We start from the raw sequence: 23,718 nt of genomic DNA, 5'->3' as shown, positions 1-23,718 counted from the left end.
GTTTGGAGCGAAGCACAGTCAGGTGGAGCAGCATGGAAAAATTTGAACTGAAAATACCCCCAGTGGCGATATTTATTGTGGCGCTACTGTTGATGCATCGTATCTCATACAGTTTTGAGTTTGCAAGCCTCGCTTTACCTCTGCCTCGAGTGGTCTTTGCGATTTGCTTTGTTTTATCTGGCATCGTTGGTTTACTGGGGATTTACGAATTTCGTCGCAAGAAAACTACGGTCAATCCAACCAAACCAGAAACGACATCGTGTATTGTGGATAGCGGTATCTACCGCTATTCGCGTAATCCGATGTATCTGGGGCTCTTTTTCCTGTTGTTTGGCGTGGCTTATTGGCAACACAATGGGTTGAGCCTCGTGGTCGCATTTTTATTTGTGTGGTTTATGAATCGTTTTCAGATTTATCCAGAAGAGCGAGTGCTGGAAGCGCGTTTTGGCGAAGAGTATGTCGATTACAAGCAGCGTGTCAGGCGCTGGATATAGTTGAATGTCGTAAGGCATCCGAAATCAAAAGCCCCGCAAGAATAGCGGGGCGGCAATCTATACAACGAACATGGTTCTAGACAACAAACATGGTTCTAGATAATGAGCAAAAGAGCTCAAGCCATAGTGAAAAGAATACGGTTAGGCTGCTTTTGAAAATTGAGCTAAAAACATCTCTTTACGTTCATTGAAGCGATTAACTAAGTCATCGACTGCTTCTTGGTCATAAGGTTTCAGGCCACTAGCTACCATGCGCTTTACCCCTTTCCCTACGATTTGACCGTTTTCTTTAAAGGCAAAGTTAAGCGTGACAATGCCACGTTTACCGTCAACATCAAACGTCGCACCAGAAAACTCAACTTCAGGTGAAGTGAGGTCTAAACGTTCAAATTCCACTTCCATGCTTTCATAGATGACTAATGGGCGCTGGCAGTTAATCATCATTTGCGCTTCTTCCATCAATGGCACCATGATGTGCGGGAAGTTCATACCAGAAAACTGCACATAGTTCGTCACAACGTGTTCGATAAATGCGGTGTTGTGGCTTACTTGGCCTTCACGGCTCATGTGTAGATACTCTTTGCCGGCAGTATCGACAAGAGCGCTCTCTTTCATACACTTATTTTCAATGTGCAGTGCAATGCCATCGCTGACCATGCCTGAAAAATCAAAACGCATCTTTTGGCTAATGCCTTCTTTTTGCAGCAATACTGCAAAGAGCAAATCGCCCGGAACACAGAAACGCTTGCTGTCTTCGTCGTGGATTGGGTTGAAATCTCCCGCCACTTTTTTAGCAAAGTGACTCGCTTGTTGGCGAGTGAACTGGAATTTTTGATCTTGATGAGAGAAATAAGATGTAAGAGACATAATGTACGCTGTATAGCCAAAACTGACGCGATTATAAGTCAACTCCACTCGATGAATGGTCCAATCAGTAAAAAGAGCCTCACAGAGAGCGAGGCTCAATAGCGTAACATTATAAGCTAGGGAGAAGATTTTCCGGCATGAGCGAGTTATGTACCGCCAGCTCTAGCAAGGTATTAGCTTGTTCAATATCTGGCGAGAAGTAGCGATCCTTATCGTAAAACGAAACTTTTTTACGCAGGATTTGTTTTGCTTCTTCGACTAATGCGGAGGATTTATTGGGCGCTCTGAAATCGAGCCCCTGCGCGGCAGAAAGATACTCGACCGCTAAAATACCACGCGTGTTTTCGCTCATATCACGCAGACGACGACCAGCAAACGTTGCCATCGACACGTGATCTTCTTGGTTGGCCGAAGTGGGTAAGCTGTCAACCGAAGCCGGATGGGCGAGCGTTTTATTTTCACTGGCTAGCGCTGCCGCCGTCACTTGCGCAATCATAAAGCCAGAGTTAACGCCACCGTTGTCCACTAAAAATGGTGGAAGCTTGCTGAGCGCGCTGTCAATCAAGAGTGCCATGCGTCGTTCTGACAAACTGCCGATTTCGGCAATCGCTAGCGCCAAATTATCCGCAGCCATCGCGACGGGCTCTGCATGGAAATTACCGCCAGAGATGATGTCGCCATCGTCTGCAAACACCAGAGGGTTGTCGGAAACGGCATTGGCTTCCACTTCTAGCGTTTCAGCCGAATTGCGAATTTGCTGTAAGCACGCGCCCATCACTTGTGGTTGGCAACGCAGTGAATACGGATCTTGTACTTTTTCACATGCGGTGTGGGATTCACCAATCTCGCTGCGGTTGTCAAGTACATGGCGATAAGCGCTGGCGGCATCCATTTGCGCGCGATGGCCGCGAACGCGATGAATGCGCGGATCAAACGGGCGGCGACTGCCCAGCGCCGCTTCGACCGACATTGAACCACATACAATGGCGGAGGCAAATAAGTCTTCTGCGGCAAATAACCCCTCTAGGGCAAATGCGGTAGAGGCTTGTGTGCCATTGAGTAGCGCGAGCCCCTCTTTTGGCGCTAAAGTAATAGGAGTTAGCCCTGCGATTTTCAACGCGTCCAGTCCAGAGATAATTTCGCCGTTGTGGCGAGCTTGCCCTTCGCCGAGCAGTACCGTACTCATGTGTGCTAAAGGCGCTAAATCACCCGATGCGCCAACCGATCCCTTTTGCGGAACACAGGGGTAGACTTGGTGATTAACTAACGCCATCAAGGCGTTGATCACCTCAAGTCGAATACCAGAATACCCACGGGAAAGGCTATTAATTTTGAGTACCATCATCAAGCGAACGGTTTCATCCGCCATGAATTTACCAATGCCCGCAGCGTGTGAAAGCACGATGCTGCGCTGCAAGGTTTCTAAATCTTCAGGGGCAATTTTAGTATTGGCAAGTAGGCCAAACCCCGTGTTGATACCATAAACAGTACGATTTTCGGCAATCACTTGCTCAACGACTTGTGTGCTTGCTTCAATACCCGCTATCGCGCTGGAGTCGAGTGATACGGTGACCGGCTTTCGGCTTACTTGACGCAGTGCTTTTAAGCTCAATTGGCCCGGTTTAATAACAAGATTTAACATGTTTTTTTTGTCCTTACTTCAGTTGCGCGAGTTCATGGTTGAGCATTGGCAGGTCGAGCTTTTGTTCTTTAGCACAGCGTTTCGCAATGTCATAACCTGCATCAGCATGGCGCATGACACCTGTGGCTGGGTCGTTATGTAAAACACGTGCAATACGTTGTGCTGCGTCATCTGAACCATCGCAGCAGATCACCATGCCAGAGTGCTGAGAAAAGCCCATACCTACGCCACCGCCGTGGTGGAGTGACACCCAAGTTGCGCCACCGGCGGTATTGAGCAGTGCGTTGAGCAGCGGCCAATCGGAAACAGCGTCTGAGCCATCTAGCATACCTTCAGTTTCACGGTTTGGGCTTGCTACCGAGCCGGAATCTAAATGGTCGCGACCAATCACGACTGGCGCTTTTAACTCGCCACTTTTCACCATCGCGTTAAAGGCTTGGCCTAAACGTTCGCGATCTTTCAAACCCACCCAACAGATGCGAGCTGGTAGGCCTTGGAATTGAATGCGTTCGCGCGCCATGTCTAGCCAGTTATGTAGATGGGGGTTATCAGGGATTAACTCTTTCACTTTTTGATCGGTTTTATAAATGTCTTCGGGATCGCCAGACAGGGCGACCCAGCGAAAAGGTCCAATCCCCTCACAAAATAGTGGGCGAATGTAGGCTGGCACGAACCCTGGGAAGTCAAAAGCGTTTGCCACTCCTTCTTCGAGAGCCATTTGGCGGATGTTGTTGCCGTAGTCGAGTGTGGCAGCGCCGCGTTTTTGCAGTGTTAACATCGCTTGAACTTGGACAGCCATCGATGCTTTGGCCGCCTTGACCACCTGGCTTTCATCTTGAGTGCGCATTTGAGCGGCGTGTTCCATGCTCCAATTTAAGGGTAGATAACCATTAAGTGGGTCATGGGCCGAGGTTTGGTCTGTCACCACATCGGGGGTGATATTACGCTCAACTAGCTGTGGAAAAATATCGGCGGCATTACCTAACAAACCGACAGAAATCGGTGTCTCCGAGCTATCGATCATCGCCAAGGCTTCATCTAAGTTGGTGGCTTTTTTATCAACATAACCAGTGCGTAAACGGTAGTCGATGCGCGATTCATCACACTCGACCGCAATCATGGAAAACCCAGCCATGGTTGCCGCTAATGGCTGAGCGCCGCCCATGCCACCTAAGCCGCCAGTCAACACCCAGCGGCCTTTTGCGCTACCAGCAAAATGCTGTTTAGCGATGGCGACGAAGGTTTCGTAAGTACCTTGTACAATGCCTTGTGAGCCGATGTAGATCCATGAGCCAGCCGTCATTTGACCGTACATCATCAAACCTTGCTTATCGAGCTCATTAAAGTGCTCCCAGTTGGCCCAATGTGGTACAAGGTTTGAGTTGGCAATTAGCACACGTGGTGCATTTTTGTGCGTCGGGAAAACACCGACAGGTTTGCCTGATTGAACCAAGAGCGTTTGATCCTCTTCAAGGCGTTCAAGCACTTCAACAATTTTATCAAAGCACGGCCAATTTCGGGCCGCGCGGCCAATGCCACCATACACCACAAGTGCATGTGGGTGCTCTGCAACGTCTGGGTCAAGGTTGTTCATGAGCATGCGCAGTGGCGCTTCGGTTAACCACGATTTGGCTCGAAGTGTTGTACCGTGAGGGGCGCGAATGGTGCGCGTAGTATCAAGACGTTGCTCTTGAGTATGGGGTTGCGTCATGTTGAGACTCCTTGTGTTTCACAATGTGGCGCTATTGTTGTTATGGTGCCAGTATCGGGTTTAGTGAGGTGTAGCGATTAATCGTCGGTCATGGCATTGGCGATATCCCAACACAGCCTTGCCGCGAGACGAGCAGTTTGATTGTCTTGGTCAAATTGCGGGTTGTATTCGGCAATGTCGGCAATTAACAGCTTATTTTTGTGGTAGAAAATTTTGTCAAAATAAGGGGCAAGCGCTTCATAACTTACACCACGTGCTGCTGGGGCGCTGACTCCCGGCGCCGTTGCAGCTGGAAAGACATCTAAGTCAATCGTCAAATAGAGATAGTCACACTGGTCAATGAAGTGTTGCAGTTCACGCAGATGATCAATCGGGCTTAGTGCTGAAAACTGATTATCTTGCATATACCAAACGCCCAGTTCATCAGCTCGTTGAAACAGTGCCGCCGTATTACTTGCTCGGCTCACACCTAAGCAAGCGTAATGAAATGGCCATTGATTTTGCTCGCACCATTGATGAATTTGATTAAAGGGAGTGCCGGAGCTAGGTCGCACCGAAGCGATCTCTGACTCAAAAGCACGTAAATCGAAATGTGCGTCAAAATTGATGATCCCAATTCGTGGTTGGCTGATGGCTTGTTGACTCAGATATTGCGCTGCGCCTTGAAACGTGGCCCAAGCGACTTCATGACCGCCACCCAGTACGATAACGGGCGTTTGTTTAAGCGTATGGGCAATCACATCAGCGCACTGTTGCTGAGCCAGCTCAAGCTCATCATCAATACAGCGAATATTGCCCAGATCAAAAAAGCGAGAGTGTTTATGCCAAGCCATGTTGGCCAGCGCTTGGCGAATAGCATCGGGGGCCTGTTTTGCGCCAATGCGCCCTTTGTTGCGGGCCACCCCTGCATCGCATTCAAAACCGATAATGGCAATGGCTTTCTCATCTTGGTTTTGTTGAATGGGTAGCGTATTGACGGTGCAACGTTGAGTTTGATGGTGAACGCGTGTACCTAACTCGCCATCTTCGGCATCGTGACGGCCTTGCCACTCGAAGCTGTGCTGAGTGTTGCTAAAGGTAGGGTTATTCATAGGTCAATGCTCCGTCAACTACGCGTGCATGCAAACGCGGTACGCCCACTTGATAACTTAAATCGGCTGGGTGGCTAATATTCCAAATGGCGAGATCGGCATCGTAGCCAGTGGCAATTTTGCCGCGAGAATCAGCAAAACCTAACGCTTGCGCAGCATGTTGAGTCACACCTCGTAAGGCTTCTTGAGGGGTTAAGCCAAACAGTGTGCACGCCATATTCATAATAAGAGTGAGGTCAGCAAACGGCGATGTACCGGGGTTGAAATCACTTGCGATGGCCATTGGAATATGATGCTGACGCAGTAAATCAATCGGTGGGCGTTGGGTTTCACGTAAGAAATAAAAAGCACCGGGCAGCAAGGTTGCTACGGTATTGGAACGGGCGAGTGCAAACACACCTTGCTCATCTAAATATTCTATATGATCGGCAGACAAACCTTGGTAATGGGCGGTTAAAGCGCTTCCCCCTAGGTTTGATAATTGCTCGGTATGACCTTTCACTTGCAGCCCATGCGCAATTGCGGCTTGGAACACTTTTTCTGTTTGTGCCAGCGTAAAACCAATCGATTCACAAAACACATCGACGCTCGAAGCGAGTTTTTGTTCGGCCACCAGAGGGATGATTTCCTGACAAATATGCTCAACATAATCGTCTGATCGGTGTTGATATTCTGGTGGAATGGCGTGAGCGGCGAGCAGTGTTGTGACGACTTTAATGCGGCGATGATCCTCAAGGTGCTTAGCCGCTTTGAGCATTTTTATCTCATCATGGAGCGTTAAACCGTAGCCCGATTTGATCTCAACGGATGTGACACCGGAACGCAGCAACCCCTCTAACCTTGGTAGTGCCAACTCAACCAATTGGTCAATGGATGCTGTGCGGGTGGCGTGGACGGTTGATGAAATACCGCCGCCTTGCTTGGCGATCGCTGGGTAGGGGACACCTTGCAAGCGCATTTCAAACTCATTGGCGCGGTTACCGGCATAGATAAGGTGAGTATGGCAATCTATCAACCCCGGAGTGATAAGCTTGCCTTGGCAATCTATGACTTTGTGTTCTGGTGTGGCAGCTATGGGAATGTGGCTATCAAGGCTGGCGTCAATTTTGCCCGCTTTTATCACCACAGTTTTAGGAGAGCTAGGTTGATAGCCAAGCTCTCCTTGTTCCATGCTGACGATACGCGCGTTGGTCAGTATTAGATCCATCTTTATTGTCACCGTTATCGCTTAGTACGCTGCTGATTTAAATGTATATACAAATAAATAAGGCAAAAGCGCACGCGGTGCAAGATGAATGTTGCAAAAGTGTGATCGAATGTTGAAATGTGTAGCGTTAGTCGAGCATCACTTTAGAGGTTAATTTGTATTTAGAGCCCGGGTGATAAAGCAGTGCAGAGCTGACTAACTTATCGCCACTCCAGGTACGGCGATTAAGTAGTAAACAGGGTTCATTGACGGCCAACTGCAACAATTGTTTGATGTGATGCTCGGCAATAATGGCTTCAACAGTGTGCTCAATGGCACTTAATGGGCAGTTTTGTGAAAGATATTGATTGGGCGTCATGAACGAGAAGTTTTGTTCAAGATAGTGGGGCGCGTAGCGGCTATTGACCCAACGCACTTCCAGTTGTATCGGAGTGTCATTAGCAAAGTGAATGATTTCACTATAAAAAACAGAAGATCCTAGCATGACGCCGAGTTTGATAGCGACACTTTCATCTGCTGTTAACGCAAGTTGCTTTAAGACTTTACTGCGATATTGCTTCCCTCGGCTAGCGACCTCGTCAGCAATATTACGAATATCAAGTAGCGGTGATTCCGCTTTGTCTTCTACCGCGCAAACAAAAGTACCTAGCCTTGGTCGGCGTTGCAGTTTTCCATCAGCCACCAGATCCCGTATCGCTTTATTCACCGTCATCCGACTCACATTAAATTGCTCAGTCAGTTCTAGCTCGGTGCTTATGCGTTGGCCGACAGGCCAGTGTCCGGATTCAATGTTATCTAAAATAAATTGTTTTATTTGTCTATAAAGTGGTGAGCTTGACATGGGCATGATGAGTTTTATTTGAATATACAAATAATTAACGAAGTCGCTGGGAAATGCAATATTTAGATAAGGCTTTGCGATCATCATCGGCCAAAACTGTGAATTGGTGAAGCAGCTATCGACGACAAAGGGTCAGTGTCACGGTAAGATGGCGCCGTAACTTGTGGTTTAAATAATAAAGAGAAAATACGATGACAGCTCCAACAGAAATGACTTTTTTCGCTCGTTTTGAAGCGGATATTTTGGCGAAAAAGAAAGTGATCACCATTCGTGATGAGAGCGAAAAGCACTACCAAGTTGGCTCTATTGTCGAGGTGAGTACGTTGGAAGAAGGACGAAAGTTCTGCCGCTTGTTAATCAATAAGGTTGAACCGATCCTATTTAGCGAATTAAGCCACTACCATGCAGAGCAAGAAAATATGTCACTCACGACACTGAAAGAGGTGATTCAAGACATTTATCCCAATATTGAACAGTTGTATGTCATTCACTATCAACTGGTTGAAGAAAAAGCTCTGGAAAAAGATCACGCTTAAAAATAATAACGCCAATCAATCACGATTGGCGTTATTGCTGTTTGCCTCAAGACAGTGTCACGACGATTTCATTATAAAACGCAGCAACAGTAATGAGGTTAGTCACGCTTCCACAGAATGTGGCAGAACTTTTGGTCTGGGTCGCGGCTAACGAGCATTCTTGCAAACACATCGTCTAGTACGTCGTCCTCTTCGTTGACAAGACCGATCAATACTTCCGCGTAAGCTTCCTTATCGACGTCAAAACCCACGTGTTGAACCCAATCATCACCAACGTCAAGCAGTTCAGCCGCGCCACGGTCTTCAAATTGTGCTGTAAACAGGATGACATCAACAGGTTCTAGATTATCGGGTGCCATTTCAAGAAAGATGTCGTAAGCCGCATCAATGGCATCGTCGTAAGAAATCAAATCAGACATTATTATGCTCGGCTCATGTATTTGCGTTCAGCGGTGTTGATAATAATACGGTCGCCAGTTGCGACATATTCAGGAACCTGCACAACAAGGCCAGTGCTTAAACGTGCTGGTTTTGAACGCGCAGAAGCTGAAGCACCTTTGATGGAAGGATCAGTCTCTTCAATCACAAGCTCAACAGATGAAGGGACATCTAGTGCTACCGCAACACCGTCAACGACAACCACATACATACCTTGGATTTCTTCAGTGATGAACAGTAGCTCATCTTCGATATCCGCCTGTTTAAACGTAAATTGAGTGTAATCTTCGTTATCCATGAAGATGTACTCATCACCATCAACATAAGAAAACGAAACCGCACGGCGGTTCATGTCAACGGTGTCGACAAAGTCATCGGCTTTTAAACGCTCATCAACGCGAGCGCCAGTGTTCAAATCAGTACAACGTAGTTTGTAGATTTTAGAACCACCGCGGCCACCAGGAGTGGTCACTTCGATGTCTTTGATCAATAGCGTCTTGCCACCAGAAATAATAGCAAACCCTTTTTTTAATTCATTCGCCTTTGGCATGGAATTTTTCCTTCATACTTAGTTTCGGCGCATTATACCTTGCCGTTTTCGAAAAGGAATATCTTGATTGATTGCTTTGCATAGTAGAACATGACCGCGTGTACTTTTTCTTAAATTAACTAACGCTTTTTGCTATGTATTTATCGGTTATTGACCCAAAACAACCCTTTCAGGCTGAATATCAAGCGGCTATCGATGATCTCATCAAGTTTCTGCGTGCCGGGTTAGGTGACAATCTACATAGTCTTTACCTTTATGGCAGTGTGGCGCGCAGAACTGCGCGTTATGGGCGCTCCAATTTGGATGTAGTGTTGATCACGCACCGTGATTTCTCCGAGCAACGAGCAACTCTGCTGAATACGATAAAATGGCGATTTCAGAAAAGTTTCCCACATATCACCGAAGTCTCGATCAAAACTGCACTCGTGAGCGAGGTAGCCACTTTAGAGAGCATTTTTACGTGGGGATTTATGTTGCGCCATTGCTGCGTTTGCATCTTGGGTGATGATCTGGCGGAATGCTTTGGCGATTTCGAACCCAGTTGGGAAATAGCCAAACACTGGAATATGGACATCGCAGATTGGGTCTTTTTTTATCGTGATAAAATTGCAAAAACCAGTTCTGAAAGCGAACAGAGCAAGGCGCAAGTAGCCATTGCCAAGAAATTACTGCGCGCCAGTTATTCTTTGATTATGTATCGTGACAAAAATTGGTTTGATGATCCTATCGAATGCGGGCAGCAGTTTTTACGTTATCACCCGGAGAAAAAAATCGACATTGAGAGATTGGGTATTTTGCTCTCTGGACGAGTGATCGCCAAACGCTCAGTGATTGGAATTCTAGACAGTTATGGGCAATGGCTTGCAAAGCAGTATCAAAAAACAGAGTTTCGGATTGGTTAACCGCTGGCTAGGTCGTCGTACTTCTTAAAATAACCCAAGTTGTGGCTGGCTGAGCTGTTCGAAATTCAAGCCAACAAAAGGCAAAATGGCTTCTGCGACTGGCTGCAATTGTTTATCGATATAGTGCTGATAATCGATAGGACTTTTTAAATACTCTTTAGGCTCAGGGCCATTCAGTGTGATGAGGTATTCGATACGACCTCGATTTTGATATTGCAATGGTCGGCCTAACTGCTGGTTTATCGTATCAGCAAGTCGTGCGGCTCTTACTTGTGGTGGTACGTTTTTTTGGTATTCATGCAGCTTGCGACGCAACCGTTTTTGGTACACGAGCTCATGGTCGAGTTGACCGGTTTGAGTTTGCTCAACGATTTCACGAATAAACGCCACAGGGTCTTCACCATTAAAAATCATCGAATAAAGTTGGTGCTGAAAGCGTTGTGCGAGCGGAGTCCAGTCCGTTCTTGCACTCTCAAGCCCTTTAAAAATTAGCCGCTCGTTTTCGCCTTCACCGATCAATCCCGCATAGCGTTTTTTTGACCCCGTTTCTGAACCTCGGATGGTTGGCATCAGAAACTTTCGGTAGTGGGTTTCGTATTCCAATTCCAGCATCGATTCCAATCGGTACTCTTCACGCAAGTGGGTCGTCCACCATTGATTGATGTGTTCAACCAGTTGTTTTCCTACGCGATCCGCTTGCTGCTGTGAATATTGACCACCTAAAGAGACAAAGGTTGAGTCGGTATCACCATAAATCACTTGATAGCCTTGCGCCTCAATTAACTTTTTAGTTTGCTTCATGATCTCGTGTCCGCGCATGGTAATACTGGACGCCAAACGAGTATCAAAAAAACGACAACCTGACGATCCAAGCACCCCGTAGAAAGAGTTCATGATGATTTTTATCGCTTGTGAAAAGGCTTTGTTATTGTTCTTTTTCGCCACATCACGCGCAGCCCATAATTTCTCGATCATTTCTGGAAGAAAATGTTTGGTGCGGTGAAATTGACCGCCACGAAATCCCGTTACCGCTTGGTTATCCTCTTTACCAAGCGGAATTTTTAGCCCTTCAATCAAGCCAAGTGGGTCAATTAAAAATGAACGAATGATCGAGGGATATAAGCTTTTAAAATCAAGAAGTAATACAGAGTCGTAGAGGTTAGGGATGGAGTCCATCACATAGCCTCCGGGGCTTGCGACCCAATTTTCGGAGTGTAAGTTAGGTGCGATGTAACCCGCGCGATGCAATTGAGGTAAATAGAGATTGGTAAAGGCGGCGACAGAACCGCCGACGCGATCTAGCTCCACACCCGTGAGACGGGAACGTTCAATGGCGAAATCCAGCAAATGGGTATGTTCAAAGATTTTATTCACTAACACACAATCTTGCAGGTTGTATTTCGCCAGTGAAGGTTTGTCTTTTTTAAACATACGGTTGATTTCATCCATCCGATCATGGGCGTTATGAATCGCTTTTCCTTCGCCTAATAGCTCCCTTGATACTGATTCCAATGACCAAGAACGAAATTGGTAAGTGGCTGTTTTTAATGTATCAATTCCATCCAACACTACTCGCCCGGGAATAGTAATAAACCCTTGCTGACTCTGGTTTGAACTACGAAAAAAACTGTGCTGTTTGCCGCGACCAATCGCAAGTTTTAACTTATGCCACTCGGCTCTTTTATGGAGTAAGCGAAAATCAAAATCAATCACGCTCCAGCCAATTACTACATCAGGGTCGAACTCAGTGAACCAATCGATGAGAGCGTTGAGCAATGCGTATTCGTCTTTCACCCATTGAATTGGGGTATCGCAAGGCTCAGGCTCACCAATCATGATTACGCGGCTGTCCATTGGGCTATCAAAACCAATCGAGTAGAGAATGCCTTTTTCAGAGCATTCTAAATCCAGCGAAACCACTTTCAGATGAGGAAGATAGTTGCCCGGTCGACATTTCGCCTGTTCTATTTTTGAATGGGAAAACGTCTGGGTAAGCCGTCCAGTGAATTCAATGCTGCCTTTAAGAAAACGCTCCATAAGAAAGCGGTCGGCAAGCTTAATATCATCTTCTAACGTTAGAATATGATGTTGCTTTAGTAGTGCCGAAAACTCAGCATGCGTTTGAATCGTTTGACAATAACAACCCGCTAGGAGGGTATGTTCAAAATCTTCCAAATCCAATGTTTTTAATTCGATAGAGAGCTGCCGCTCTAACGCTAATTTTTGCGCTTGTGGCACATCTTTCTGTGGTATGAAGAAAACGGGTTTTTCACCACGGATAATCAGTTGGGTTGGACCTTGAGGCGTACTCAACCACAACTCAATATGAGTCGAGCCATGAAGGTCTCTTGCATGGCGAGTAAGTAAAAAACCGTGTTGAATAACCAAGCGTAATAAATCCAAATAGTCGTAACCTTGGGGGAGGGCATCATATCAGAGCTACGAGGTAAATAACGAATTTCAGTGAGGTGAGTAAGCGGGCGATGGAGATCAAATAACCGTTAATTGGTATGGTGTATGCATTTTAACTTTATGATTTGTTTTGGTTTTGTATTTTTATGAGGCTGGTTGCATTTTTATGTTTAGGTTCAAATTTGTCAAAAAATCATGTAAAAGTCGTGCGGCATCTCTGCTAATATAATTAAGCTTTTGATTTGTTGATGGATTCTCATTGGATGATTAGCCGAACAAATAAGTACTTGCCAAATTTGGGGTTTGAGCACATATTCAGTGTGAGTAAAAACCAATGTTAAGTTAATTACCCGATTGTGAGTTAATTTCCAATTGTGAGCTAATTAATGTGGGCCGCGATGCTGCTATCCACGATTCAGTGGGTGCAGAGCCAATAGATGAGTGTGGAGATACAAGTTTGATAAGTGTTTTCCTTGTAGATGATCACGAGCTGGTTCGCACAGGGATACGACGTATTATTGAAGACGTCCGTGGAATGAACGTAGTAGGGGAAGCTGACAGCGGTGAAGAAGCAGTAAAATGGTGTCGCAGTAATCATGTCGACGTTGTTTTAATGGATATGAACATGCCTGGTATCGGCGGTTTGGAAGCGACAAAAAAAATTCTGCGCTTTAATCCAGATGTGAAAATCATCGTGTTAACGGTTCATACGGAAAATCCATTTCCGACCAAAGTGATGCAAGCTGGAGCCGCGGGTTATTTAACCAAAGGTGCAGGCCCAGATGAAATGGTCAACGCGATTCGCATTGTGAATAGCGGGCAGCGTTATATCTCGCCTGAAATCGCACAGCAAATGGCATTAAGCCAATTCTCGCCAGCTTCTGACAATCCATTTGCTGATCTCTCGGAAAGAGAGCTGCAGATTATGATGATGATTACCAAAGGGCAAAAAGTGACGGATATTTCCGAGCAACTTAGTCTTAGCCCCAAAACAGTAAATAGCTATCGCTATCGACTGTTTAGTAAGTTAGCGATAAGCGGTGATGTTGAACTGACCCATTTAGCTATTCGACACGGAATGTTAGACACAGAGACGCTTTAGTGACTTCTTTGTTCGACTCGGTCGCTTTTCTTAAAACCGTTACCCATCAGCCCGGCGTTTATCGAATGTATAACGCCGAGGCTGATATCATCTATGTTGGCAAAGCCAAAGACCTCAAAAAACGCCTTTCTAGCTACTTTCGAAAAACAATCGACAGTGAGAAAACGCGCGCGTTAGTCAGCCATATCGATAAAATTGATGTCACCGTTACTCACACTGAAACGGAAGCGTTGATCCTTGAACATAATTACATCAAGCAATATTTGCCTAAATACAATGTGCTGCTGCGAGATGATAAATCTTACCCGTATATTTTTATTAGTGGGCATAAGCACCCTCGTTTGTCGTTGCACCGTGGCGCGAAAAAGCGCAAAGGTGAGTATTTTGGTCCATACCCTGATTCTGGTGCGGTTCGAGAGTCGTTACACCTCATCCAAAAAATATTTCCGGTAAGACAATGTGAAGATACCGTCTATAGCAACCGGACTCGTCCTTGCCTGATGTATCAAATTGGCCGCTGCGCTGCACCTTGTGTGAGTCATATCATTGCGGATGAAGAGTATGCTGAATTGGTTAATTATGTTCGATTGTTTTTGCAAGGCAAAGATAACCAAGTACTTGAAACATTAGTGCAAAAAATGGAACAAGCCAGCCAAGCACTGCAGTTTGAAAATGCCGCTAAATTTAGAGACCAGATCCAAGCCATTCGAAGAGTCCAAGAACAACAGTTTGTTTCTGAAGAGACGATGGATGACATGGATGTATTGGGATTTGCCCAAGAAAATGGCATCGCTTGCATCCATATTTTGATGATCCGCCAAGGTAAAATATTGGGTAGTCGTAGCCATTTTCCTAAAATTCCGGCTAACACGACTCAAGAAGAGGTGTTTGATGGCTTTTTAGGACAGTATTATTTAAGTCACAATGAGGCGCGTACGATCCCAAGTCGAGTGATCTTAAATGCGGGTCTGCTAGAGGATGAAAAGCCGCTGCAAGAAGCCTTACAGACCCTGGTCGGGCGTAAAGTTTCTTTCCACATCAGCCCAACAGGTGTGCGTGCTCAATATTTAAAATTGGCTAATACCAATGCATTGAGCGCAATAACGGCTAAAATTAACCATAGAATGACGATCAACCAGCGCTTTAAAGCTCTTCAAGCTGTTTTAGGGTTGGATAGCATAGAGCGTATGGAGTGTTTTGATATTTCGCACACCATGGGAGAGAGCACGATCGCCTCATGCGTGGTATTTAACCAAGAAGGGCCTGTTAAACCAGAATACCGCCGTTATAACATCACGGGAATTACTGGTGGGGATGATTACGCTGCAATGGGACAAGTGTTAGATAAGCGGTATTCCAAGCAGCTTGACGTGGAAAAAATCCCCGATGTCATTTTCATTGATGGTGGTAAAGGGCAATTGAATCGAGCTTTGCAGATCATCTCTAGCCATTGGCAAGATTGGCCGAAAAGACCGGTGATGATTGGTATCGCCAAAGGCGTTACCCGCAAACCGGGGCTAGAAACGTTGATTACAACCGATGGCGATGAATTTAACCTGCCAAGTGATGCGCCAGCTTTACATTTGATTCAGCATATTCGCGATGAAAGTCATAATCACGCCATTGCTGGGCATAGAGCCAAACGAGGTAAAACACGGCGTACCAGTACATTGGAAGGCATAGAAGGGGTTGGGCCTAAACGCCGGCAAGCACTGCTGAAATATATGGGAGGGCTGCAAGAGCTAAAAAGAGCCACTGTTGAAGAAATCGCCAAAGTGCCCGGTATTAGCCATTCTTTAGCTGAAAACATTTATCAAGCATTGAAACAATAAGAAAAATAACGCAACATAACCGCGCAATCGATAAGAGCCTATAAATATGCGTTTGAATATTCCTAATATTTTGTCTTTATTACGACTTTTCCTTATCCCAGTATTTGTCGTTGTTTTCTATCTGCCTTACGGCTGGGGCCCTTTTGCTGCGGCAATGGTGTTTTGGGTAGCGGGTTTTACCGATTGGTTAGATGGTATGCTTGCGCGAAAACTTGGGCAAACCTCTCGCTTTGGTGCTTTTATCGACCCAGTAGCGGATAAAGTGCTCGTTGCGACGGCTCTTATCTTGATCACCGACCATTACCACAGTCTCTGGATAACGATTCCAGCCGTGACAATGATTGCACGTGAAATCATCATTTCTGCATTGCGAGAATGGATGGCGGAAATTGGTAAAAGAGCCAGTGTGGCCGTTTCATGGGTTGGGAAGGTTAAGACGCTCACCCAAATGTTTGCATTGTGGGTACTGATTTGGCGTCATGATGATTGGATGGTGTGGGTCGGCTATGCAGCGTTATACATCGCAACCATTTTGACCTATTGGTCAATGGTTCAATACTTGGCGGCAGCTAAAGACGACCTCCTCAATGCAGAACATCATTAAGAAACGGGCTTAGGCCCGTTTTTTGTTCCTCCAATTTCTACAATCCCTTTCACAACATGCATTATTGCTTCAGTTAAAGCACAGTTATCTCGTGTAAAAGGTGGTGAATTTTGCTATCAAATTAACCAAATCTGTCCTTTTTGAATGCAAAATAGCCAAACGGTTTAAAAACTAAAAAAATAATATTGACTCATCGAATCGAATGCGTAGAATGCATCCCGTACTTGAGAGGAACGGAAGAAACAACCCAACCCCTTGATGTTACAGGGGCGCGTTGGCAGAGGGGCTATGCAGCGGATTGCAAATCCGTGGACCTCGGTTCGACTCCGGGACGCGCCTCCATTGCGACACTAGCTCAGTTGGTAGAGCGCAACCTTGCCAAGGTTGAGGTCACGAGTTCGAACCTCGTGTGTCGCTCCAAATTTTGAGGTGTTGAACTTAACGTTCAGTATCTAAAGATGGTGTTACTAAATTTTGTAAACAGCATCGCAATGCAGAATTGCGTGCCCTGGTGGTGAAATTGGTAGACACAAGGGATTTAAAATCCCTCGACTTTCGAGTCGTGCCGGTTCAAGTCCGGCCCGGGGCACCATCTTTTTACTGCTTATGCAGTATGCGACACTAGCTCAGTTGGTAGAGCGCAACCTTGCCAAGGTTGAGGTCACGAGTTCGAACCTCGTGTGTCGCTCCAAATTAAAGCCCTAGCAGAAATGCTGGGGCTTTTTCATCTCTGTTTCACAGCCAGTTTACAACCAACGATATCGTTTTAGAGCCACCTTGCCAAGGTTGAGGTCACGCTTTTAGTTCAAAAGAAAGCGAACCTCGTGTGTCGCTCCAAATTAAAGCCCTAGCAGAAATGCTGGGGCTTTTTCATCTCTGTCTCACAGCCAGTTCACAACCAACGATGTCGTTTTAGAGCCACCTTGCCAAGGTTGAGGTCACGCTTTTAGTCCAAAAGAAAGCGAACCTCGCGTGTCGCTCCAAATCGCGCCCTAGCGGAAACTGGGTAACCCCCCTACGTTCACTATATTCGTTGACGGTTTCGGACGTGAAATTGAAATATTTTAAGCAAAGCCATCACCATCAAACAGCAGTACTTCAATTTATGGTCAAATCTCGCATCGTTTTTACTCTCCATCCCCAATTCTAGAATGTTAATAATTTGATAAAGCAACCTTTATCTTGAGTTGTTATTATTTTGTGAAGTGAAATTTCGGCCTACTTCACATAATTTTCGTGCCAACATTTAATTTATGGTGTGAATTATTTGCAAAAGCGTGATTTATATAAACTTATCAACAACCCATTCATGGGAACGATTCCCAATGTGACATTGATCTATTTTTACATTGATTCGGTGAATGTAAACTCCATCCCCGTCAGCAACGTTAAGGGAATACATAAGCAGTGGTTGCTGAGCAATAAAGAGATTGAGCTGTTCATGATTACCAAAGTAGCGTGCTACTTCCTCCGGTGAATTTGAATATAACTCATTGATTTTATTGAATATATCTCAGGATGAGATTCAAGGTGCTAAGCACCAACATAATGATAATGATGACCATAAGGTCGATGGAGTATAAAAAATGAATTTTGCTACCTCTGGTAAACTTTCTCTTGCCGCAATTCTAATTTCAGCCGCACTACAAGCAAACGCAGGTATCAGTGTTGAAGGTGAACAAGGTGTTTTCTCAATCGGCGGTGATGTTGAGTTCGATATCAACCTTCGTGATAAAAATGCCACTGACAAGCAACATCTAAATCAAGATGGCCGCCTTTTGGTTCAAATCGCTGGTGAGCGTAGTGTGAGTGGTGACCGTTATATCAAAGCACAAGCACAACCTTTACTTAAAACAACGGGTGATGTTGAGCTTGATGATGCGTGGATTGCATTTGGTCAAGCAAATAACTGGGAATTGAGAGTAGGTCGTTATGAAGCATTTGATCTATTCCCTGTTGGTCAAGATACTATGCTTGAATACGCAACAGCAGAACCGTATCGAGCGAATGCGGCTCGTGGTCGTGGCGATAACGGCCAAGTCGGTTTTAGTAAGACAGCGGATAATCTTTACTTTGAACTCTCTACCAAATTTGAGAAGAATGCGACTACAGCGGATAAAAATGCTGTGTTCGTACGCCCAGTTGTTGCGTACCAAATCGTTGACTCAGTTCGTGTTGCTGCTGGTTTAGAAGCCAATCTGACTGCAGATGATAAAGATGCTGCGAATGATTTCCTTGGTTATGGCGCGACAGTTAACTATTCTGCTAACGATCTTTCTATCAACGTGAACTATGCGTTCCGTGATTTCGACAAAACTAAACAAGAAGATACGACCATCGGTGCTAACTTACTGTTTAAAGGCTTTGGTTTGGGTCATGTCTATGGAGAAACTGAGACAACTAATACAGTAAAAGTAAACACCACTTATGCTTCTTACCAATTTGCTAATGTGATGGATGTGGAAGATTTCTCTGTTTATCTAGGTACTTACTACTCGAAAGTAGACGACACAGAAAACAAAGATCTAGGCATGCGTATCCGTCTAAAATACTTCTTCTAAGTTTTAAAACTTAAGCATTAAATCTCAACTGCTTTTGATGCCTACCGTTCGGTAGGCATTTTTTGTATAAGCAGATGCGATGATTTACAGCTGTTTAAGCATCCACACATCGCAGCCGTTGTGCTCAGTGCCGTCCATTGGTCGATCCAAATGTATAAATCCGAGCTTTTCATATAACTGAATGGCGGATGTCATACTAGATAACGTATCCAAATAGCAAGATTGATAACCTGCATTTTGAGCAAACGATAGGCATGCTTCACTGAGCATTTTTCCTAGCCCGCAACCGCGACTTTCTGGTAATAAGAAGAGTTTTTTTAGCTCACAGATCCGTTGGCTATGATGAAAGGCTGCAATACCTGCTCCACCGACAATGATGCCGTCACGTTTGGCTACCAGATAAAGGCTGCAGCTCTCTTGCGTGTAATGTTGACTCATGTTTTCCACTTCAGCATCAGATGGGCCAAAACCCTCACCGATGGCTCCAAATTCAGCACCTACAGATTGGATAATTTTACAAATGTCCGGATCATCTTGTGGTTTGATTGGTGTTATCGTGATGTTCATTGTTTCTTCTTAAAAATAGTCATGTTTTTATTATTGTTTGGGGGGAGGGAGGTAATATCAAGAGAGCGGCAAAAATAATGCCGTTTTTTTGTTCAAGAGCAAGCCTCAGTATCATTTCAATTTGGCTTTAGAGGTGGCTTTCGATACTATGTGCAGCTATCTGAAAAATACAAAACATCCTATACGGACACTACCTACAGGTAGATGAGGAAACGATGCAACATCTAGAAGAGATTATTGCTAATGCGACCGCAGCGATTAATGCTGCCGATTCGCTAGTCGCACTTGATGAAGTGCGTGTTCAGTACTTGGGTAAAAAAGGTGAGTTAACCACTCAGCTACAGAGCCTAGGTAAATTGCCACCCGAAGAACGTCGCGCTGCAGGTCAAGAGATCAACGTTGCGAAAGAGACAGTGCAACACGCCATTGTTACGCGTAAAGATGCTTTGCAGCGAGCAGAGTTAGAAGCCAAACTAGCGGCTGAAACGATTGACGTTACTTTGCCTGGACGCCGCATTGAAAATGGTGGCTTACACCCAGTGACTCGCACAGTTGAACGCATTGAGCAGTTCTTTGGTGAGCTTGGTTTTCATGTTGAATCTGGCCCTGAAATTGAAGACGCCTTCCACAACTTTGATGCGTTGAATATCGCTGCCGATCACCCAGCACGTACTGATCACGATACCTTCTTCTTTAATCCAGATTTAATGTTGCGTACACACACGTCAGGTGTGCAAATTCGCACTATGGAAAATGGTCAACCGCCGTTTCGTTTTATTGCGCCGGGCCGCGTATATCGTAATGACTACGACCAAACACACACACCAATGTTCCACCAGGTTGAAGGAATGTTGGTTGATGAGCACGTCAATTTTGCTCAACTTAAAGGTATTTTGAACGATTTCTTATGTAACTTCTTTGAAGAAGAAGTTGAAGTGCGTTTCCGTCCTTCTTATTTCCCATTTACAGAACCTTCTGCGGAAGTGGATGTGAAGGGTAAAAATGGTAAATGGCTTGAAGTTCTAGGCTGTGGCATGGTTCACCCGAACGTTTTGCGCAGTGTTGGTATTGACCCTGAAAAATATTCTGGCTTTGCATTTGGTATGGGTGTTGAGCGTTTAACGATGCTTCGTTATGGCGTCAACGACCTACGCGCGTTCTTTGAGAACGATCTGCGCTTCCTCAAACAATTCAAGTAATTCAAGGGTAAACACAATGAAATTCAGCGAATCATGGCTTCGTGAGTGGGTTAACCCTGCGGTTACGACTGACGAACTTACACATCAAATTACAATGGCAGGCTTGGAAGTCGATGACGTTCTTGCTGTCGCCGGTGAATTTACTGGCGTCAAAGTGGGTCACGTTGTGGAATGTGGTCAACATCCGGATGCCGACAAACTGCGTGTAACGAAAGTTGACGTGGGTGAAGAAGAACTGCTTGATATCGTTTGTGGTGCAGCAAACTGCCGCCAAGGCTTAAAAGTGGCGGTAGCGACTGTCGGTGCGGTACTTCCTGGCGATTTTAAGATCAAAAAAGCAAAATTACGTGGTCAACCTTCTCACGGCATGCTTTGTTCATTCAGTGAGCTAGGGATTGATGTTGAATCCGCTGGCATTATGGAGCTTGCAGAAGATGCCATCGTTGGTACTGATTTCCGCGAATTCCTAAGCTTAGATGATGTGACTATTGATGTTGATTTGACCGCGAACCGCGCAGATTGCTTTAGTATTCGTGGCCTTGCTCGTGAAGTAGGTGTATTGAACCGCATTGATGTCACTGAGCCATCGGTCATCGCTATTCCTACTTCAATTGAAGATAAAGTCTCTATTGAAGTGAAAGCACCGGCCGCTTGTCCGCGTTATCTTGGTCGCGTGGTTAAAAACATTAATGTTCAAGCCCAAACACCGCTTTGGATGCAAGAGAAGTTACGCCGTTGTGGTCTACGTTCAATTGATCCAGTGGTTGATATCACTAACTATATCTTGCTTGAACAAGGCCAACCGATGCATGCTTTTGATCTTGCCAAGATCGAAGGCGGTATTGTTGTTCGTATGGCCGAGCAGGATGAAAAACTTACGCTACTCGATGGTACAGAAGCTAAGTTGAATGTCGATACGCTGGTTGTTGCCGATCACAATAAAGCATTAGCCATTGCGGGCATTTTTGGTGGTGAAGGTTCAGGCGTTAGCTCAGAAACCCAAGATGTACTGCTTGAGTGTGCTTTCTTTGCACCAGACCATATCCGCGGTCGTGCTCGTAGCTATGGCCTACATACTGATTCATCCATGCGTTTTGAGCGCGGTGTTGACTACGCGTTGCAAGCCAGTGCGATGGAACGAGCGACTCAGCTGCTGGTTGATATTTGTGGCGGTGAAGTTGCACCTGTGGTTAGTGTTGAGTCTGAAACGGAGTTACCTAAACCAAATCAAGTCACACTTCGTCGCACTAAACTGGACAGTTTGCTTGGTCATCACATTGCGGATGCTGATGTGGTTGAAATCCTAAAACGTTTAGGTATGAGTGTTGAGAGTTGCGCAGAAAGTTGGGTTGCTACCGCGCCAACGTGGCGTTTTGATATCGCGATTGAGCAAGATTTGATTGAGGAAATTGGCCGTATTTACGGTTACAACAATATCCCTAATCAAGCTCCAGTTGCAGCATTGAGCATGAATGACCACCAAGAAGCAAACTTGCCACTTAAGCGTGTTCGTCATTTGTTAGTTGACCGTGGTTACCATGAAGCGATCACCTACAGCTTCGTTGAGCCAGAGCAGCAGAAACTGATTGTTCCAGATGTTGAACCACTCATTCTGCCTAATCCTATTTCTGCTGATATGTCAGCGATGCGTTTGGGCTTGATCCAAGGTCTATTAAATACCGTGGTTCATAACCAGAAACGCCAGCAGCCACGCGTTCGTTTGTTTGAATATGGTTTGCGTTTTATTCCTGATGCTTCGGCAGAGAACGGTATGCGCCAAGAACCTATGCTCGCGGGGGTAATATCCGGTACTCGTGGTGAAGAGCACTGGAACATGGACACCGCAACGGTTGATTTCTTCGATCTAAAAGGTGACTTGGAAGCCATTCTTGATTTAACCGCCAACGGAAAAGCTTACAATTTTACTTCTGTTGCACACCCAGCGCTGCACCCTGGGCAATCGGCCGCTATCGTTGTCGATGGTGAGATTATTGGGGTGATAGGCACTGTTCATCCAGAGCTTGAGCGTAAGTTTGGCTTGAATGGTCGCACCATCGTATTTGAACTTGAATGGTCAGCTGTGAACACCCGTGTAATTCCAGAAGCTGCATCACTGTCTAAGTTCCCAGCGAACCGCCGTGATATAGCACTGGTTGTTGATGGCGCCATTGCTTCAGGTGATATTGTCGATGCATGTCGTAACGCTGGTGGTGAGCTTCTAAAAGAGGCGAAGCTGTTTGACGTTTATGTAGGCAAAGGGGTTGAAGAGGGCAAGAAGAGTTTAGCGATTGCGTTGATGCTTCAATCGACTGAACGTACTTTAGAAGAAGCCGATATTGCAAGCGCTGTTGAATCGATTGTGACTTCAGTAGCGGCACAGTTTGGTGCAGCCCTGCGCGACTAATTCAGAAAGTAGCCTAAGTATATTTGAGCAGGTTCAAGTTGGGCCTGCTTTTTTATATGCAATTTAGTGACAAGTTAGTGTTAAACAAGTCTATGATTTAACAGGTTATAAATTTTTTTATCAGAAATCGATATCCATTCAAAATAGTATGAAATTCTGAAAATGTTGGCTGTTATGATATAACTAACTAAATTGTCAGTGTTTTTTCTCAATCTTCGACGTCTAATTGTATAAATGCAGCCAGTATATGCGCTTATTTTGATGAAACTATTAATATTGTTGCGAATAAAAAAGTTGGCGAAAATCAGAAGCTTGGCATACACTTTTCAGGTAAAGCCGATATCTTATTGATTGGCTAAGCGAAAATGCTTTGGCGCTGCTTAGAAGCAGCAAGGTTTAACATAGCTTTGAGGGAAGTTTTATGGCGCTCACAAAGGCCGAATTGGCTGAAAACCTGTTTGAAAAGCTTGGATACAGTAAACGGGATGCCAAGGAAACGGTTGAAGTGTTTTTCGAAGAGATTCGCAAGGCGCTTGAAAGTGGCGAACAGGTAAAACTATCTGGTTTTGGTAATTTTGATCTACGAGACAAAAACGAGCGTCCGGGTCGAAACCCAAAAACAGGTGAGGATATTCCTATCTCCGCTCGACGTGTCGTAACGTTCCGCCCAGGGCAGAAATTAAAAGCCCGAGTCGAGAACATTAATGTCGAAAAATAGACCGAGCAATAGACCACGCTATGCGTGGTCTTTTTTTTTC

Annotated in this window: 20 protein-coding genes and 4 tRNA genes; 14 read left to right on the top strand and 10 right to left on the bottom strand. The window is 45.4% G+C overall.

Features of this window, described 5'->3' with window-relative positions:
• Positions 1-2: 2 nt before the first annotated feature.
• Positions 3-494, top strand: a complete 492-nt coding sequence (locus AACT23_RS06825; protein WP_013856601.1) for a methyltransferase family protein — start codon at positions 3-5, stop codon at positions 492-494.
• 141 nt (positions 495-635) lie between these two features.
• On the opposite strand, the gene AACT23_RS06820 is transcribed toward AACT23_RS06825, so the two are convergent.
• The 6 genes from AACT23_RS06820 to hutC form a co-directional block, all read right to left on the bottom strand.
• Positions 636-1,361 carry a DUF3581 domain-containing protein gene (locus tag AACT23_RS06820; RefSeq protein ID WP_026027168.1) on the bottom strand — a complete coding sequence of 242 codons (726 nt, stop codon included), beginning with the start codon at positions 1,359-1,361 and terminating at the stop codon, positions 636-638.
• 109 nt (positions 1,362-1,470) lie between these two features.
• Positions 1,471-3,003, bottom strand: a complete 1,533-nt coding sequence (gene hutH, locus AACT23_RS06815; RefSeq protein ID WP_094126973.1) for a histidine ammonia-lyase — start codon at positions 3,001-3,003, stop codon at positions 1,471-1,473.
• A gap of 13 nt (positions 3,004-3,016) precedes the next feature.
• Positions 3,017-4,714, bottom strand: a complete 1,698-nt coding sequence (gene hutU, locus AACT23_RS06810) for a urocanate hydratase (RefSeq protein ID WP_094126971.1) — start codon at positions 4,712-4,714, stop codon at positions 3,017-3,019.
• A gap of 77 nt (positions 4,715-4,791) precedes the next feature.
• Positions 4,792-5,805 carry a formimidoylglutamase gene (gene hutG, locus AACT23_RS06805; RefSeq protein ID WP_017050359.1) on the bottom strand — a complete coding sequence of 338 codons (1,014 nt, stop codon included), beginning with the start codon at positions 5,803-5,805 and terminating at the stop codon, positions 4,792-4,794.
• A complete protein-coding gene (gene hutI / locus AACT23_RS06800; protein ID WP_094126969.1) occupies positions 5,798-7,012 on the bottom strand; it encodes an imidazolonepropionase in 1,215 nt (404 codons plus the stop codon). The genes hutG and hutI overlap by 8 nt, the downstream gene beginning before the upstream one ends.
• Positions 7,013-7,139: 127 nt before the next feature.
• The gene (gene hutC, locus AACT23_RS06795; protein ID WP_038148510.1) at positions 7,140-7,853 is read right to left on the bottom strand and encodes a histidine utilization repressor; all 714 of its coding nucleotides are present in this window, start codon (positions 7,851-7,853) and stop codon (positions 7,140-7,142) included.
• 191 nt (positions 7,854-8,044) lie between these two features.
• Here hutC and yqfB point away from each other — a divergent pair, with 191 nt between their 5' ends.
• Positions 8,045-8,389 (top strand): N(4)-acetylcytidine aminohydrolase, encoded by a 345-nt coding sequence (gene yqfB / locus AACT23_RS06790; protein ID WP_010319023.1) that lies wholly within the window; start codon positions 8,045-8,047, stop codon positions 8,387-8,389.
• Positions 8,390-8,487: 98 nt separating this feature from the next.
• On the opposite strand, the gene AACT23_RS06785 is transcribed toward yqfB, so the two are convergent.
• Positions 8,488-8,808 carry an HI1450 family dsDNA-mimic protein gene (locus AACT23_RS06785; RefSeq protein ID WP_010319022.1) on the bottom strand — a complete coding sequence of 107 codons (321 nt, stop codon included), beginning with the start codon at positions 8,806-8,808 and terminating at the stop codon, positions 8,488-8,490.
• A gap of 2 nt (positions 8,809-8,810) precedes the next feature.
• Entirely contained in the window at positions 8,811-9,377 is a 567-nt protein-coding gene (gene yeiP / locus AACT23_RS06780) for an elongation factor P-like protein YeiP (protein WP_013856610.1), read from the bottom strand.
• Positions 9,378-9,511: 134 nt separating this feature from the next.
• On the opposite strand from yeiP, the gene AACT23_RS06775 reads away from it, so the two are divergent.
• A complete protein-coding gene (locus AACT23_RS06775; RefSeq protein WP_017050356.1) occupies positions 9,512-10,279 on the top strand; it encodes a nucleotidyltransferase in 768 nt (255 codons plus the stop codon).
• Between the two features lie 24 nt (positions 10,280-10,303).
• Here the strand turns inward: AACT23_RS06775 and AACT23_RS06770 are convergent, their stop codons facing one another.
• On the bottom strand, positions 10,304-12,667 hold the full coding sequence (locus AACT23_RS06770; RefSeq protein ID WP_094126977.1) for a DNA polymerase II: 2,364 nt from the start codon (positions 12,665-12,667) through the stop codon (positions 10,304-10,306).
• A 481-nt stretch (positions 12,668-13,148) separates the two neighbouring features.
• Between AACT23_RS06770 and uvrY the strand changes: the two genes are divergently transcribed.
• The 8 genes from uvrY (at position 13,149) to AACT23_RS06730 (ending at position 18,790) form a co-directional block, all read left to right on the top strand.
• Positions 13,149-13,793 (top strand): UvrY/SirA/GacA family response regulator transcription factor, encoded by a 645-nt coding sequence (gene uvrY / locus AACT23_RS06765; RefSeq protein ID WP_026028128.1) that lies wholly within the window; start codon positions 13,149-13,151, stop codon positions 13,791-13,793.
• Complete coding sequence (uvrC, locus tag AACT23_RS06760; protein ID WP_047688276.1) at positions 13,793-15,625, top strand: excinuclease ABC subunit UvrC; 1,833 nt, start codon at positions 13,793-13,795, stop codon at positions 15,623-15,625. Before uvrY ends, uvrC begins: the two co-directional genes overlap by 1 nt.
• A 46-nt stretch (positions 15,626-15,671) precedes the next feature.
• Positions 15,672-16,229, top strand: coding sequence for a CDP-diacylglycerol--glycerol-3-phosphate 3-phosphatidyltransferase (pgsA, locus tag AACT23_RS06755; protein WP_013856615.1), 558 nt, complete (start codon positions 15,672-15,674; stop codon positions 16,227-16,229).
• A gap of 268 nt (positions 16,230-16,497) precedes the next feature.
• Positions 16,498-16,571 (top strand) — tRNA-Cys (locus tag AACT23_RS06750).
• Between the two features lie 2 nt (positions 16,572-16,573).
• Positions 16,574-16,649: transfer RNA gene (locus AACT23_RS06745), tRNA-Gly, on the top strand.
• Between the two features lie 85 nt (positions 16,650-16,734).
• Positions 16,735-16,821: transfer RNA gene (locus AACT23_RS06740), tRNA-Leu, on the top strand.
• 23 nt (positions 16,822-16,844) lie between these two features.
• Positions 16,845-16,920: transfer RNA gene (locus AACT23_RS06735), tRNA-Gly, on the top strand.
• A gap of 895 nt (positions 16,921-17,815) precedes the next feature.
• Positions 17,816-18,790 carry a carbohydrate porin gene (locus tag AACT23_RS06730; protein ID WP_088732576.1) on the top strand — a complete coding sequence of 325 codons (975 nt, stop codon included), beginning with the start codon at positions 17,816-17,818 and terminating at the stop codon, positions 18,788-18,790.
• 84 nt (positions 18,791-18,874) lie between these two features.
• Here AACT23_RS06730 and AACT23_RS06725 read toward each other — a convergent pair whose 3' ends face one another.
• Complete coding sequence (locus AACT23_RS06725; protein WP_013856619.1) at positions 18,875-19,357, bottom strand: GNAT family N-acetyltransferase; 483 nt, start codon at positions 19,355-19,357, stop codon at positions 18,875-18,877.
• A 215-nt stretch (positions 19,358-19,572) separates the two neighbouring features.
• Here AACT23_RS06725 and pheS point away from each other — a divergent pair, with 215 nt between their 5' ends.
• The 3 genes from pheS to ihfA all read left to right on the top strand — a co-directional run bounded on the left by pheS (position 19,573) and on the right by ihfA (position 23,678).
• The gene (pheS, locus tag AACT23_RS06720) at positions 19,573-20,556 is read left to right on the top strand and encodes a phenylalanine--tRNA ligase subunit alpha (RefSeq protein ID WP_094126967.1); all 984 of its coding nucleotides are present in this window, start codon (positions 19,573-19,575) and stop codon (positions 20,554-20,556) included.
• Between the two features lie 16 nt (positions 20,557-20,572).
• Positions 20,573-22,960, top strand: coding sequence for a phenylalanine--tRNA ligase subunit beta (gene pheT, locus AACT23_RS06715; protein ID WP_094126965.1), 2,388 nt, complete (start codon positions 20,573-20,575; stop codon positions 22,958-22,960).
• 421 nt (positions 22,961-23,381) lie between these two features.
• Entirely contained in the window at positions 23,382-23,678 is a 297-nt protein-coding gene (ihfA, locus tag AACT23_RS06710; RefSeq protein ID WP_010319630.1) for an integration host factor subunit alpha, read from the top strand.
• Positions 23,679-23,718 lie beyond the last annotated feature (40 nt).

The organism is Vibrio sp. V09_P4A23P171 (assembly GCF_963875615.1).
In the GTDB taxonomy this organism is placed as follows: Bacteria; Pseudomonadota; Gammaproteobacteria; order Enterobacterales; family Vibrionaceae; genus Vibrio; species Vibrio anguillarum.
This window is presented reverse-complemented; position numbering and strand designations above follow the sequence as displayed.